At 70.1% G+C, this 13,486-nt stretch carries 13 protein-coding genes; 10 read left to right on the top strand and 3 right to left on the bottom strand.

The window, feature by feature from the left end:
* Nucleotides 1-103: 103 nt before the first annotated feature.
* A complete protein-coding gene (locus KV557_RS23020) occupies nt 104-925 on the bottom strand; it encodes a lipase family protein (protein WP_374106662.1) in 822 nt (273 codons plus the stop codon).
* 132 nt (nt 926-1,057) lie between these two features.
* A complete protein-coding gene (locus tag KV557_RS23015) occupies nt 1,058-1,636 on the bottom strand; it encodes a TetR/AcrR family transcriptional regulator (RefSeq protein ID WP_218203215.1) in 579 nt (192 codons plus the stop codon).
* A 388-nt stretch (nt 1,637-2,024) separates the two neighbouring features.
* Here KV557_RS23015 and KV557_RS23010 point away from each other — a divergent pair, with 388 nt between their 5' ends.
* The 9 genes from KV557_RS23010 to KV557_RS22970 all read left to right on the top strand — a co-directional run bounded on the left by KV557_RS23010 (nt 2,025) and on the right by KV557_RS22970 (nt 11,793).
* Complete coding sequence (locus KV557_RS23010) at nt 2,025-2,624, top strand: HPP family protein (protein WP_218203213.1); 600 nt, start codon at nt 2,025-2,027, stop codon at nt 2,622-2,624.
* Nucleotides 2,625-2,684: 60 nt separating this feature from the next.
* The gene (locus tag KV557_RS23005) at nt 2,685-3,323 is read left to right on the top strand and encodes an HD domain-containing protein (protein ID WP_218203328.1); all 639 of its coding nucleotides are present in this window, start codon (nt 2,685-2,687) and stop codon (nt 3,321-3,323) included.
* 41 nt (nt 3,324-3,364) lie between these two features.
* Entirely contained in the window at nt 3,365-4,957 is a 1,593-nt protein-coding gene (locus tag KV557_RS23000) for a vanadium-dependent haloperoxidase (RefSeq protein ID WP_218203210.1), read from the top strand.
* Nucleotides 4,950-5,363 carry a cupin domain-containing protein gene (locus KV557_RS22995; protein WP_218203209.1) on the top strand — a complete coding sequence of 138 codons (414 nt, stop codon included), beginning with the start codon at nt 4,950-4,952 and terminating at the stop codon, nt 5,361-5,363. Before KV557_RS23000 ends, KV557_RS22995 begins: the two co-directional genes overlap by 8 nt.
* A 114-nt stretch (nt 5,364-5,477) precedes the next feature.
* Entirely contained in the window at nt 5,478-5,951 is a 474-nt protein-coding gene (locus tag KV557_RS22990; protein ID WP_218203207.1) for a cobalamin B12-binding domain-containing protein, read from the top strand.
* Entirely contained in the window at nt 5,948-7,258 is a 1,311-nt protein-coding gene (locus KV557_RS22985) for a methylaspartate mutase (protein WP_218203205.1), read from the top strand. Before KV557_RS22990 ends, KV557_RS22985 begins: the two co-directional genes overlap by 4 nt.
* 5 nt (nt 7,259-7,263) lie before the next feature.
* Complete coding sequence (locus KV557_RS22980) at nt 7,264-9,120, top strand: FAD/NAD(P)-binding protein (protein ID WP_218203203.1); 1,857 nt, start codon at nt 7,264-7,266, stop codon at nt 9,118-9,120.
* Nucleotides 9,117-10,793, top strand: coding sequence for an AMP-binding protein (locus KV557_RS22975; protein ID WP_308130024.1), 1,677 nt, complete (start codon nt 9,117-9,119; stop codon nt 10,791-10,793). The genes KV557_RS22980 and KV557_RS22975 overlap by 4 nt, the downstream gene beginning before the upstream one ends.
* Before the next feature lie 43 nt (nt 10,794-10,836).
* Complete coding sequence (locus KV557_RS22970) at nt 10,837-11,793, top strand: LysR family transcriptional regulator (RefSeq protein ID WP_308130023.1); 957 nt, start codon at nt 10,837-10,839, stop codon at nt 11,791-11,793.
* A gap of 83 nt (nt 11,794-11,876) precedes the next feature.
* Here the strand turns inward: KV557_RS22970 and KV557_RS22965 are convergent, their stop codons facing one another.
* Nucleotides 11,877-12,773: a class I SAM-dependent methyltransferase gene (locus tag KV557_RS22965; RefSeq protein WP_218203199.1), complete on the bottom strand. Its 897-nt coding sequence runs from the start codon at nt 12,771-12,773 to the stop codon at nt 11,877-11,879.
* Nucleotides 12,774-12,868: 95 nt separating this feature from the next.
* On the opposite strand from KV557_RS22965, the gene KV557_RS22960 reads away from it, so the two are divergent.
* A complete protein-coding gene (locus KV557_RS22960; protein WP_218203197.1) occupies nt 12,869-13,468 on the top strand; it encodes a TetR/AcrR family transcriptional regulator in 600 nt (199 codons plus the stop codon).
* Nucleotides 13,469-13,486 lie beyond the last annotated feature (18 nt).

Genomic DNA, 13,486 nt, shown 5'->3' with positions numbered 1-13,486 from the left:
GACCCCGATCGAGGCCGGCGATATCGTCGCGGTCGAGATCGAGGTCGGCGGCCGACTCCGCGTCGGCCGCCGATTCCCGTGTGCTGGGCGCTTCGGGACTTGGTCAGGCCAGGTTCTTCTCCAGCGCGGTGAGGTAGTTGCGCATGAAGTGGTCGCGTACCCCGTCGCCGGTCGGGCTGAATGCGGCGGCGGTGAGGCCTTTGGCTCGGTTGGCCAGGTCCGGGACCAGGCCGGTGGTCTGGTGGATCCTTCCGGCGGAGTCGATGTGGCGCAGGGCGTCCACGTGGGTGAAGGCCGGCTCGGGCGGCAGCTGGGGCACGATGTCGTTGTTGTTGACGAACCGGTAGGTGCGGTTGGAGAAGCCCTTGTTGTAGGCGGTGGCCAGGGCGCGGTCGCAGGTTCGGGGTTGGCCGAAGGTGACGACGCCGTCGGCCAGAAGACGCGGTTCCTCCAGGTACAGGCGGGCGGCAGCCAGCATGGCCAGGGCACCACCGAGGCTGTGGCCGGTGAACCAGAGGGTCTGCCCGTTCGTGCGCAGCTCGGCGATCGTCTTCTGCACGCCGGGGAAGACGGAGTCGAGTGCTTCGGCGAATCCGTGGTGGACGTAGCCGGTTCGGGCGGGGCCGGGCCATGGCGGGGTGGTGGCGTCGGTGAGCCAGTCGCGGATCTGCGCGGGTTCCGTGCCGCGGAACGCGGTGACGATCATGCGGTCGCCGGCCATGGTGTAGGCCTGGGTGTCCTGGAGCGGGAAGGGCGGGGTGAACCGCGTCTCGTGGTGGCGTACGGTGTCGAAGCCCCAGGCGCGGGCCTGCTCGTCGATCTCGGTGTCGTTCTTGTAGGCGAGGTCGGAGGCTCTGGCCATCCAGTAGGCATGGGTGGGGCTGCAGCTGGTGGTGGTCTGGTCGAACGTGGTGGGTACGGACACGGCGGGACTGCCTTCCGGTAGCGGGGTCGGCGGCCGACGTGGCCGGCGACGCGACGGCTTTCCCGTTGTTCGTAGCGGAAGTGCTCCTGCCTGTCAGTGCGCAGCGCCCGGGTGTCACTCGAACGGGCCGCATCAGGTGGCGGCGCGCGGGGCCTGAGTGGGGGCGGCGGCCATCAGGGCCTCGGCGGCGGTGCGGGCCTGGCGGGCGGGTTCGGGTGTGCCGAGGATCCCTGCGGTGGCCATCGCGCCGTTGGCCAGGAGGGCGAGCTGGTCGGCCAGGGGCGGCGGCCCGCCGGCGGCCGCGACGAGCGTGGCGAAGTGGGCGGTCAGTGCCTGCGTGTGGGAGCGCACGATGGTGGCCACCGCGTGGCTCACGCCGCCCAGTTCGCCGTAGGAGTTGATGAGGGCGCAGCCGCGGAAGTCCGGAGTGGTGAACCACTCCTCCAGGTAGTCGAAGACGTCCAGGATGCGCTCCGACGGGGTGGCATCCGGCCGCGCGTGGGCGGCGATCCCCTCGGCCACGGCCTGGCTGCGGCTGGTCAGCACGGCCGAGACCAGGTCGTCCTTGGACGGGAAGAGCTGGTACAGGCGCTTGAGCGAGACGCCCGAGGCGGTGCGGATGGCATCCATGCCGACGGCCTGCACGCCCCGCGCGTTGAACAGTGCGCCGGCCGCGTCGAGCAGCCGCGCCTCTGCCGTACCCGCGTCCATCGGCGATCCCCCTTCGCCAGAGAACAGTTGTTCTCAACCGTACGGCGCTGTGCTTCAGCCGTCCCCAGGTAATCCGACATATGGACAAGGCCGGGCACGGGAAGTGTGCGTTCCAGCTGCTCCGACCCGCCCCGCCTGTCGCATACGGCCTGGTCAAGTGCCGTAAAGCGCAGCCCATACGAGAACCTATGGGGGTCATCGGGATTGCTTGGGGTAAATATGCCTATGGGCCCTGTGACGTGCTCTATTTGAAGCTCGGACGTTCGTTCGCTTAGGTTCATGGCATCAGCGAGATCAACTTCCCGAAATAAGCATTGAGCAAGTCATGTCTCGCGGGTGGTGGGCAGGTGGCCGAAGCGCCTTTCTCGCACTCTCATCCTTCTTCAGCATGCCCTCTTCCCAGTGGAAGGAGAATGTCATTACCGTGCCCAACAATCCTGTTGCTCCCAGTGAAATCCGAGGAGGGGCGTCCGGGATCGCGGGGTCGGCGGCCAAGCAGAGCCTGCTCGTGAGCAAGGCGCCTCCCCGGCCGTCCTGGGCCGTTGTGGCCGTCGCCACGGCCGCCGGGGTGGCCGGCCTGGTTCTGCTGGTGGCGGTGGGTTCCGTCATGGACCGTGTGCTGCTCATCCCGCCGCTGGCGGCCAGTGCGGCTCTCGTCTATGGAGCTCCGGCGCTCCCGCTCTCCCAGCCGCGCAGTGTGATCGGCGGTCAGTTGCTTTCGGCGGTCGTCGGATTCCTCGTGCTGTGGTCGGCGGGAAGTTCGACGTGGACCGCCGCCATCGCCGGTGGTCTGGCGTTGGGTGCCATGCAGATCGCCCGTACTCCGCACTCGCCGGCTGCCGCCACTGCGGTCATCGTCGCCGCGACCAAGCCCGACCCCCTGGTCTTCCTGCCGCTCCTTGGGCTGGCCACGGTCCTGCTCGTCCTGGTCGGCGTTGCTGTGGGACGCACAGGTCCCGGCACTCGCTATCCCGCCTACTGGTGGTAGTTCTCCGCCGACCATGAGTAATTCTCCGTCGACCCCTTCTTCACAGCTGAGGTGAAACGCATGTCCACCCTTATCGCCGACGTCGAGATCCCGGACAGCAAGCTGGCCCAGGAGGCCACCGAGCTGATTCGGGATGCCACCGACGACCTGATTTACCACCACTCGCGGCGCGTCTATCTCTGGGGTGCGCTCCAGGGAAAGAATCGCGGCCTGTCCTTCGACGCAGAACTCCTCTACATCGGCGCCATGTTCCACGATCTGGGGCTCACCGAGCCCTACCGGGACAACAACCGGCGCTTCGAGATCGACGGGGCGGAAGAGGCCCGGAACTTCCTGATCTCCCGCGGAGTCGACGAGGACAATGCCCGCGTGGTGTGGGAGGCCATCGCGCTGCACACCACGCCGGAGATTCCCACCTACATGGCCCCGGAGATCGCTCTGGTGACGGCCGGCGTCGAACTCGACGTCCTGGGCATCGGCTATGCCGACGTGTCCGACGAGGTCCGTGCCGCCGTGGTTGCCGCGCACCCCCGCCCCGGCTTCAAGCGGCAGATCCTGCGGGCCTTCAACGAAGGCATCACCCGGCGGCCGGCGACCACCTTCGGCAACGTCAAGGCAGACGTCCTCGACCGTTTCACCGACGGTTATGTGCGCCCGAACTTCGTCGACGTCATCGAGAACTCCGCCTGGCCCGAGTGACTCCCTCCACAGCGACCGTTCCAGCAGAAGGAACCGCACTGATGACACAGCTTCCCCGGTCCACCACCCGCCGGCGACTGCGCTGGGGGCTCTCCCCGGTCGTCGCGATCGCGCTGGCCTCCACCACCCTGACGCTGCAGGCGAATGCCGATCCCGGTGACGAGGCGCGGCAGCGCGCGGCCGTCACGGGTGACAACGTGGTGCTGCAGTGGAACCAGCAGACCGTCGACGCGCTGGCGGTCAACAACCAGGGGTCCGAGCACCCCACGCCACCGCCCGTGGGTGGCCGGACGCTGGCGATCGTCCACGAGGCGATCTACGACGCGTGGGCCCCGTACGACAGGAAGGCCATGGGCACCCAGCTCGGCGGGGACCTCCGGCGCCCCAGGGCGGACCGTACGGAGAACAACAAGCGCAAGGCGATCAGCTTCGCCGCGCACCGGGCGCTCACCGACCTGTTCCCGAAGCAGAAGGCGACGTTCGACGCCAAGCTGCGGGAACTGGGGTACGACGTCGCCGAAGTGGACAGCGTTGGGGCCGGATCGCCGGTCGACGTGGCGGTGCGCGCGACGGACGCGATCCTGGACGTCCGTCACGAGGACGGCTCCAACCAGCAGGCCACCCCGTCCTACGCGACCCCCGAGGGCTACTACCAGCCGGTCAACCCGCCCCAGGACGTCGACCACTTCGACAAGCAGAAGATCGTCGACCCGAACCACTGGGTCCCCCTCACGGTGAACGGCCAGACCCACCCGTTCATCACCCCGCAGTTCGCCGACGCCAAGCCGTTCTTCATCGGCGACCCGGGCAGGTACCTGCCCCCGCCGCCGCCGGAGTACGGCAGCGAGGAGTCCGTCGCTGCCATCGGGACGCAGATGGAACGCAACGCCAACCTGACCGAGCGGCAGAAGGCCATCGCCGAGCACTGGCAGTACAAGGACTCGACCTCCTCCTCGATTCCCCAGGAGTGGGCCGTGTTCGTCTCCAGGCGCGACCATCACACGCTCGACGACGACGTGAAGCTGTTCTTCGCCCTGAACATTGCCGAGGGCGACGAGGCGGTCGTGGACTGGAAGACCAAGGTCGACTACGACTACGGCCGTCCGATCACCATGATCCGCTACGCCATGGCCGGGCAGCAGATCCAGGGATGGGCGGGACCGAACCAGGGCACCCGGACCATCGACGGCTCCCAGTGGCGGCCCTACCTCAAGACCCCTGCCTTCGCGGCGTACGGGTCCGGGCACACCGGGTTCACCGCGGCCGGCGCGGAGATCCTCAAGCAGTTCACCGGATCCGACGCCTACGGCGGGTCGGGGACGATCAGGAGCGGAAGCTCCAAGATCGAGACCGGCATGCCCTCCCAGGACATCGCCCTGAAGTGGGACACCTTCAGCGACGCCGCCCAGGAAGTCGGCGAGTCACGGCTCTGGGGCGGCGTGCACTGGGAGTTCGACCACACCGAGGCCAACGCGCAGGGGCGCAAGCTCGCCCGCGACGTGTGGCGTGAGGCGCAGCAGTACTTCAACGGGACGCACGACAACGGGACGCAGGACAACGGGACGCACAGCGGGGCGCACGACAGCGGGACGCACGACAAGGCATCGCACACCGAGGAGCGAACTCATGGCTGAAGTCGAGTACATCAAGAACGTGTTCCGCAGCGGGTTCGAGCTGCAGGACATCGAGTGGTCGAGCTGGGACGAGCCGGGACGTGCGGGCGTCGAGCACCACGTGCTGTGGGCGCCGGACGCGGAGACCGGCGAGGTCTCCGTGGGCCTGCTCCTGCGCTTCCCGCCCACGGCGCACGGAGACTTCCACGAGCACCTGGGCTACGAGCTGATGCTCGTCCTGGACGGCCGGTTGGACCACAGTGACGGCACGTCCTACTTCAAGGGGGACCTGATCGTGGAGGGCCCCGGCACCGAGCACCGCATGTCCAGCGGCTCCGGCTGCACGGTGCTGGCGATCCGTACCAAGCCGGCCGCGGCCCGTACCCCGAAGCAGCCCATCCGCGAGGTCGTCCCCGCGGTTTCCTGACCTCGTCGAGGATCCGGCACCGACGATCCAACAGCGGCGTGCCCCAGGCAGTGCAGGCCTGGGGCACGCCTCTTGATCCAGGCACAACCCACCGCACGCTTGGAAGTGAGGCTCATGGCTCTGCCCGTACCCGGACAGGGTACCCACCCCCTCGGAGACCGGAAACGACGCGTTCTGATCTCCAGCACCTCTTCGGACTCCCACACCTGGAACCTGGTCTTCCTGCAGATCCTCCTGGAGGAGATGGGCCACGACGTCATCAACATCGGGGCCTGCGTACCGGACGAGTTCCTGATCGCCGAATGCCGCCGCACGGGCCCGGACATGGTGGTCCTCAGCAGCGTCAACGGCCACGGCTTCCTGGACGGCACGCGCGTGATCTCGCGGCTCCGCCGGGAACCGGATCTGGCCCATCTGCCCGTGCTGATCGGCGGGAAGCTGGGCACCCGCGGCGAGGGCGACTCCTTCGGCGAGCAGCTGATGGCGGCCGGCTTCGACGCGGTCTTCGAGGACACCAAGGGCATCGGCGCGTTCCGCGAGTACCTCGCCACGGCCGGCCGGGCCGTGGAACTGGAGGCCACCGCATGACCGGCGGCACGGAATTGGCCGTCCAGGGACGGTTCGGTACGGCGGTCTCCGCCGCCGCCCGGCGCGGTGAACTGGTGGTGCAGCCGCGGATGGGCATGCCCACCGTGACCGAGATGCAGCAGGGCCTTCGGGCGGTGCGGCAGGCACGGGCCACCACCGTCGGAACCATCACCCTCGACAGCTATACCCGGGTGGGCGATCACAGCTCCGCGCGCAGAGCGCTGGCGGCGGGCAGCGACCTCAACGGGTTCCCGATCGTGGCCCACGGCGCCGACGTCACCCGGGAGATGATCGCCGGAGTCGGCGATCCGGGCTTCGCCATCCAGGTACGTCACGGGTCGCCGCTGCCCTTGGGGATCGTGCAGGCGCTGCTGGACGCGGGCCTGGACGCCACCGAGGGCGGCCCGGTCTCGTACTGCCTGCCGTACAGCCGTACCCCTCTCAAGGAGTCGGTCGACGCCTGGGCCAGGAGCTGCGAGCTGCTCGCGGAGCGGGTCCCGGGCGCGCACCTGGAGAGCTTCGGCGGGTGCATGCTCGGGCAGTTGTGCCCGCCGAGCCTCCTGGTGGCGATCTCCCTCCTGGAAGGGATCTTCTTCCGGCAGCACGGCCTGTCGAGCGTCTCGCTGAGCTACGCGCAGCAGACCAGCTTCGCGCAGGACATGGAGGCGATCGCGGCCCTGCGCCGGCTGGCGGGCGAGTTCCTGACCGGCACCCAGTGGCACGTGGTGCTCTACACCTACATGGGCGTGTTCCCGCAGACGACGGGCGGCGCGCTCGAACTGCTGCGCAGCAGCGCGGTCCTGGCCCGGGTGACCGGCGCGGAGCGGTTGATCGTCAAGACTCCGGCGGAGGCCCACCGCATCCCCACCATCGCGGACAACGTCCAGGCGCTGGAGGAGGCCGCGCGCACCGCGCGGGAAGTGGGCGACGCTGCCTCCGAGGTGGCCGACTCCGGGCTGTACGCCGAAGCACGGGCCCTGGTGGAGACGGTCCTCGACCTCGGCTCCGACGTCGGCCAGGGATTCCTGAAGGCGTTCTCCCGCGGCTACCTGGACGTTCCCTACTGCCTGCACGCGGACACTGCCCAGCGCACCCGCGCCTACATCGACGGTGAGGGGCGGTTGCAGTGGCTGTCGGCCGGCTTCATGCCGGTGCGGGCCGTCCCCCCGGCCGGCGCGGCCCGGCTGAGCGCGGACGGGTTCCTGCACATGCTCAGCCACGTGCAGCGCAGCTTCGACACGCCAGAGCTCGATTCCGGCTCCCGGACGCTGCCGTCGCGCGGCGTGCTCTCTTCTTCGATGGGGTGAACTTGATGACGTCACACAGCGGTTCCACGCCGTGGACGCTGGTCGTGATCGGAACGGGACCGCGGGGCATCTCGGTCCTCGAACGGCTGGCCGCGCGACTGGCCGCGGGGCGCTCGGACCGCCCCGTCAGGATCTACGCGATCGACGATGTCGAGGTGGGGGCCGGCCGGATCTGGCGTACGGACCAGGACGACTGGTACACGATGAACACGGTGGCCGGCCAGATCACCATGTACTCGGGCTCGCCCGACGCGGGGCCGTGGCGCCCCGGGGCCGGACCGTCCCTGGACGAGTGGTCGCGACGGCACCCCGGGGAGAAGCCCCTGGGCCCCGACGGCTACGCCTCGCGACGAACGTACGGACGCTATCTGCGGTCGGTGCACCGGAGCATCGTCGATCACCTTCCCGAGCACGTCGAACTGGTCGGGATACGGGCCAGGGTGTCCTCGCTCGCCGCGCGCCCGGTCGGGGGCTGGCTGGTGGAACTGGACGAAGCTCCGCATCTGCTGGCGGCGGACCAGGTCCTGCTCGCGACCGGGCACCCCACGAACACGCCGGACGCGTTCGAGCAGAGGATGCTCGACTTCGCCGAGCGTCACGGCGGCACTCACTACCTGTGCGGTGACTCGGCGGCAGACCTGGACCTGGGGACGGGCACGATTCCGCCGGGAACGACCGTGGGCATCCGCGGCCTCGGCCTGTCCTTCTACGACGTGATGCTCGCCCTGACGGTGGGCCGCGGCGGGATCTTCAAGCGCACCGCGGAGGGCCCGCCGGCCTACCTCGCGAGTGGGCAGGAGCCCCGGATCGTGGCGGGCTCCCGCAGCGGTCTGCCGATCCCGGCACGCGGCGTGAACCAGAAGGCGCCCGATCACGCCTACCGTCCGCGGTTCCTGACCAAGGAGGCGGTGGAGAGCGCCCGTCGGAAGCGGCAAGAAGCCACCGGGAACGACCAGTTGTCGTTCGCCGAGGACGTGCTGCCGTTGCTGATGGGGGAGTTGAACCACGTCTACGAGGAGGTGCAGGCGCTCCACGGGGACGGGAGCACCCTGCCGCCGCTGGATCTCGACCGGCTTGCCCGGCCGTTCGCCGGCCGGACGTTCGCGACTCCGCAGGTCTTCACGGACCACCTCCTCCACCTCATGCGAGCCGACCTGGCGGACGCCGAACTGGGCAACGCCAACGGCCCGTTGAAGGCCGCCCTGGATGTGCTGCGGGACATCCGCAACGTCGTCCGGGAAGCCGTCGATTACGGCGGCCTGCTCCCGCGGTCGCACGAGGAGGAATTCGCCGGGGCCTTCCTCCCTGTGAACGCCCTGCTGTCCGCGGGACCGCCGGCAGAGCGGGTGGAGCAGCTGGTCGCCCTGATCGAGGCGGGCGTGGTGGAGATCGCCGGTCCTGCCACCGAGTTCACCGCGGACGAGTCCACGGGTCTGTTCCGCATCACCTCACCGCAGGTGGGAGGGTCGGGCCGGTACGCCGAAGTGCTGATCGACGCGCGGATCCCCACCCCTGATCTGCACCGCGACACCTCCGAGCTGACCATGTCGCTGCTGGCCGACGGAGTGATCTCCGAGTACGTCCGTACCGGGCCGGGGGACAGCCAACCGGTGGGCACGGGCGGATTGCACGTGACACGGGCTCCCTTCCACGTCATCGGGGCCGACGGGAAGGCCCACGAGGACCTGTACGCCCTGGGCATCCCCACCGAGCACACGCGTTGGTTCACCCAGGTGGGCAGCGGAAAGCCCGGTCTGAACACCCTTTTCCGCCAGGATGCCGACGCCATCGCCGAGGCCATGCTGCGCCCGCTGGAGGACGACGCCGACGCCGTGCCTGCGTGTGCGGGGAGGGTCGTGTGAGAAACCCCCAGGCCACTCGCTGCTTCCGTACGGCCAGGGACGTGCTGCTGCGGCACCGCACCGACCTCCAGGCGGCGCGGCAGGCCTTCACCTGGCCCGACATGGTGCGCTTCAACTGGGCCCTGGACTGGTTCGACGTCATCGCCCAGGACAACGACCGCATCGCGCTGCACCTCATCGGCAACACCGGCAACACCCGGGTCTCGTACTCAGGGCTTGCCCGTCGCTCCGACCAGGTCGCCGGCTGGCTTCGGGAGATCGGGGTCAGGCGCCGGGACAGGATCCTGCTCGCGCTGCCCAACGGCCTGCCGCTGTGGGAGACGATGCTCGCCGCGATCAAGCTCGGTGCCATCGTCGTGCCGACCTATCCCACGGCGCCGCCCTCCGACCTCGCCGACCGCATCCACCGCGCCGACGTCAGCCACGTCCTCACCGAACACGGACTCACCGACAAGTTCGCCGGCATCCCCGGATCCTGGACACCGATCTGTACCGGCCCTGCTCCCGCAGGCTGGCTCTCCTACGACACCTCGCTCCACGCACCCGACGGACCGTTCGAGCCCGACGGCCCCACCGGAGCGGACGATCCCCTGTTCTGCTACTTCACGTCCGGCACCACGTCCCGCCCCAAGATGGTGCTGCACACGCACACCAGCTACCCGGTGGGGCATCTGTCCGGCATGTACTGGAACGGCGTCCAACCCGGAGACGTCCACGTCAACATCGCCGCACCCGGCTGGGCCAAGCACTCCTGGGGCTCGTTCTTCGTCCCCTGGAACGCCGAAGCCACCCTGTTGGCCTTCACGGCGCCGCACACGCCTCCGCCCGCCATCCTCGACGCGCTGCGCACCCACGGGGTGAACACGTTCTGCGCGCCGCCGACCGTCTGGCGATCCCTGCTGGCCGAGGGCCTGGGCGACGCGCCCCCGGCGCTGAGGGAGGCCACGTCGGCCGGCGAGCCCCTGGAGGCGTCCTTGATCGAGCAGGTCGCGGCCGCCTGGGGGGTCTGGCTGCGGGACGGCTACGGCCAGACCGAGACGACCTGCCAGATCGGCAACCCGCCCGGCCGCCGGCCCGAGCCGGGCAGCATGGGCTGGCCGATGCCCGGATACGAGACGGTGGTCACCGAGCCCGGCGGGAACGCCGCGACGCCCACCGGTGAGGTCGGTGAGCTGTGTGTGGACCTCGCCAACCGGCCCGCCGGGATGATGAGCGGCTATCTCGGCGACGGCGCCAGGACCGCGGCGGCGTTCACCGGAGGCCGGTACCACACCGGCGATCTGGTCACCCGGGACGCCTCGGGGGCCCTGCGCTATCACGGGCGGGACGACGACATGTTCAAGTCCTTCGACCACCGGATAGCCCCGCTTGAGCTGGAGGCCGCCATCCTCGACCATCCGGCGGTCGCCCAGGCGGCGGTCGTGCCGGTCCCCGACCCGGTCGGCCTCTGGATCCCCAAGGCCTTCGTGGTCCCCGCCCCCGGCTGGCCCGCCCGGGAGGACACCGCGCGCCTCGTCCTCCAGCACGCGTCCACCCGGCTCCCTGGCGAGAAGATGATCAAGGTTCTACAATTTGTTGAGGCTCTGCCGGTGACCACCTCCGGGAAGATCCAGCGGGGCCGACTGAGAACCGTCCAGGCCGCGGAATCGGAGGAGTTCCGGGTCAGCGCGTGAACGCGCACCCGGCAGCAGGCCCGAAGGCCTGCTGCCGGGAAGCATGGACCACGCCGAACGGCGCGCCATGTGCAAGAGGCTGGCAGAGGGGGAGCTGAAGCTCGTGCAACTGGTTTGGCTGCAAACGTTCATGGCCGTCTACCACACCGGGTCGTTCACCAAGGCCGCGCGCCACTTAGGTGTCACGCAGCCGACGGTGACCCAGCAGATCCGCAGCCTGGAGCTGGAGTTCGGCCGCCCCCTGTTCGAGCGCACCTCCCGCGGGGCGATCCCCACGCCCAGCGGGACGGTCCTCGCGCAGGACGTGCAGAGTTCCATGACCGACCTCAACGCGGCCATCGACCGGCACTTCCGGTCCTCCGACGAGAACCGGGCCGTGCGGATCGGCGCAACCGCCGAACTCGCGGCCGCCCGGGTCATGCCGTCCCTCGCCCGATTGGTCGCCGGCGGATCGGACATCCGGATGTCGGTCGGCATCAGCCACGAACTCCTCGACCGGCTCGGCGAGGGCTTCCTGGACCTCGTGATCTCCACCATCCGCCCCCGCCGGAGAGGCATCGAGGCGACGCCACTCGCGGACGAGGAGCTGGTCCTGGTGGCCTCTCCCGAACTGGCCGAGGACATGTTCCCGCAGGGAGTGGCCGAGGGAGACGAACAGGCCCTGAACAAGGCGCCGTTGATCGCCTACGCCGAGACGCTCCCGCTGATCCGCCGCTACTGGCGCATCGTCTTCGACCGCGAACCCAGCGGACACATCGGCGCCGTCATCCCGGACCTGCGCGCCGTCCTCGCCGCAGTCGCCCGCTCCGCGGGCATCTCGGTCCTTCCCCGGTGTCTGTGCTCCGTCGCCCTGTCCTCGGGCGCCCTCGTCACCCTCCTGGAGCCCGAGATCCCGCCCATCAACACCCTCTACCTGGCCGTCCGGTCCGGAGCCCTCCAGGACTACCGTCTGTCCCAGATCCACAGCGAGCTCCTGCGCAACGCCCAGACCTGGAACTGACGGATCGTCAAGACGAGCCGGCTGCCGCGACGCCACCGCCTGGCGCCGCGGCCGCCGGGGTCTGACGCCCGGCCGGCGGCCCGTTACCGCGCACCCGACCCGCGCGTGGCCGTGACCAGCCAGGCGGCGGTGCGGAGGTGGACGCCGGTGGGGCGCTCGTGGGCGGCCAGGGCGGCGGCGAACGCGGCCCGTACCCGGTCGGCGCCGTTCGCGCCGCCCGCGGAGTCGAGCACGCTCACCAGGTGCCGGCCGGGGCCCGAACCCACCAGGTGGTCGGCCGCGTCCGCGGCGTCCCGGCCGAAGTGGCCGAGGGCCTCCACGGGTTCGGCGCGCACGTCCTCGAAGCCGGCCTCGCGGAGGACCTGATCGATCACCTGGGGGTCGGCGAGGGAGAACATCCCCGGACCGGCGGGGGCGGCGGCTTCCTCCGGCGGTATCGGCAGCGCGGCGCGCACCGCTCCGAACGCCTGCACCCACTCGGTGCGGGCCGGGTCGGACATGCAGACGAACGCGAGCCGTCCGCCGGGGCGGAGGGCTCGGCCGATGTTGCCGAACGCGGCGACCGGCTCCTCGAAGAACATGACGCCAAAACGGCTGATCGCGACGTCGAAACCGGCCGTCGGCAGCGGGTGGACCTGGGCGTCGCCCTGCTCGAACGCGATCCGGTCCAAGCCCTCCTCGGCGGCCAGGCTGCGGGCCCTGGCCAGCATCGGCGCGGAGAGGTCGAGGCCCAGGACCGAGCCCCGGACGGCGGCCCCGGCGGCGAGCCGGGTGGTCTGGCCGGTGCCGCAGCCGATGTCGAGCACGTGGTCTCCGGGGCCGATCGCGGCCGCCCCGAGCAGTGCGAGGTTGAAGCCTTCGTTGATCGCGTTCCAGCGGTCGTGGTGGTCGCTCCAGTGCCGGCCTTCGTCGCCGTTCCAGGCGTCGGACTGGGCGGTGTTCTGTGCGGTGTTCTGTGCGGTGTTGACGAGCTCGGTCATGGGATCGCTCCAATTGGAGAGCTAGTATGGGCGCCTGCCCATACCCAAGGTATGGGCGATCGCCCATACTGGCAATCCCCGATCCGGAGGACCCGATGTCACCACGCGGCGTAGCGATCCCCGACGCCCGCGAGCGCCTCTTCGCCGCGGCCGAGCGGGTCCTGGCCCGGGAGGGAGCGGCCGGGCTGACCAACCGCGCCGTCACCGAGGAGGCGGGCTGCGCGAAAGGACTGCTGTACAACCACTTCACCGACCTGGACGACTTCGTCGCGCAGCTCGTCCTGGACCGCTTCGAGCGGATCGCCGTCGAGGTCCGCCCGCTGCCCGAGCGCGCCGGTCAGGGCGACGTACGGGAGAACCTGGCCGTGGCGGCGCTCGTCATGCTCGGCGCCAACGGTCCGGCGGTGGCCGCGGCCGCGGTGTCCCGGTCCGGGGTCGCGGAGCGCGTCCGGCAGGCCTGGGCGGGCGGTGCGCCCGGGCCGGGGACGGTCGAGGACGCGATGGCCCGTTACCTGGAGGCCGAGCAGCGGCTCGGACGGATCGCCGCGGACGCCGACTGCGCGATGCTGGCACTCGCCATCACCGGGACGGTCCACCACTTCCTGATGCACGGGAGCGTCCAGCCGGACGACCAGTCGGCGCTGGTCCGTCGACTGGTCGCCGCGCTGGTGACGACGGCCCCGCAGGCCGACTGAGCCGCCGAGGGGGACCCG

The organism is Kitasatospora aureofaciens, from assembly GCF_019192735.1.
Taxonomy (GTDB): Bacteria; Actinomycetota; Actinomycetes; order Streptomycetales; family Streptomycetaceae; genus Kitasatospora; species Kitasatospora aureofaciens_A.
This window is presented reverse-complemented; position numbering and strand designations above follow the sequence as displayed.

Coding starts and splice junctions, on each gene's coding strand:
- KV557_RS23015 (WP_218203215.1), bottom strand. CDS start 1,636: ATGGACGCGGGTACGGCAGAGGCGCGGCTGCTCGACGCGGCCGGCGCA.
- KV557_RS23010 (WP_218203213.1), top strand. CDS start 2,025: ATGCCCTCTTCCCAGTGGAAGGAGAATGTCATTACCGTGCCCAACAAT.
- KV557_RS23005 (WP_218203328.1), top strand. CDS start 2,685: ATGTCCACCCTTATCGCCGACGTCGAGATCCCGGACAGCAAGCTGGCC.
- KV557_RS23000 (WP_218203210.1), top strand. CDS start 3,365: ATGACACAGCTTCCCCGGTCCACCACCCGCCGGCGACTGCGCTGGGGG.
- KV557_RS22995 (WP_218203209.1), top strand. CDS start 4,950: ATGGCTGAAGTCGAGTACATCAAGAACGTGTTCCGCAGCGGGTTCGAG.
- KV557_RS22990 (WP_218203207.1), top strand. CDS start 5,478: ATGGCTCTGCCCGTACCCGGACAGGGTACCCACCCCCTCGGAGACCGG.
- KV557_RS22985 (WP_218203205.1), top strand. CDS start 5,948: ATGACCGGCGGCACGGAATTGGCCGTCCAGGGACGGTTCGGTACGGCG.
- KV557_RS22980 (WP_218203203.1), top strand. CDS start 7,264: ATGACGTCACACAGCGGTTCCACGCCGTGGACGCTGGTCGTGATCGGA.
- KV557_RS22970 (WP_308130023.1), top strand. CDS start 10,837: ATGGACCACGCCGAACGGCGCGCCATGTGCAAGAGGCTGGCAGAGGGG.
- KV557_RS22965 (WP_218203199.1), bottom strand. CDS start 12,773: ATGACCGAGCTCGTCAACACCGCACAGAACACCGCACAGAACACCGCC.
- KV557_RS22960 (WP_218203197.1), top strand. CDS start 12,869: ATGTCACCACGCGGCGTAGCGATCCCCGACGCCCGCGAGCGCCTCTTC.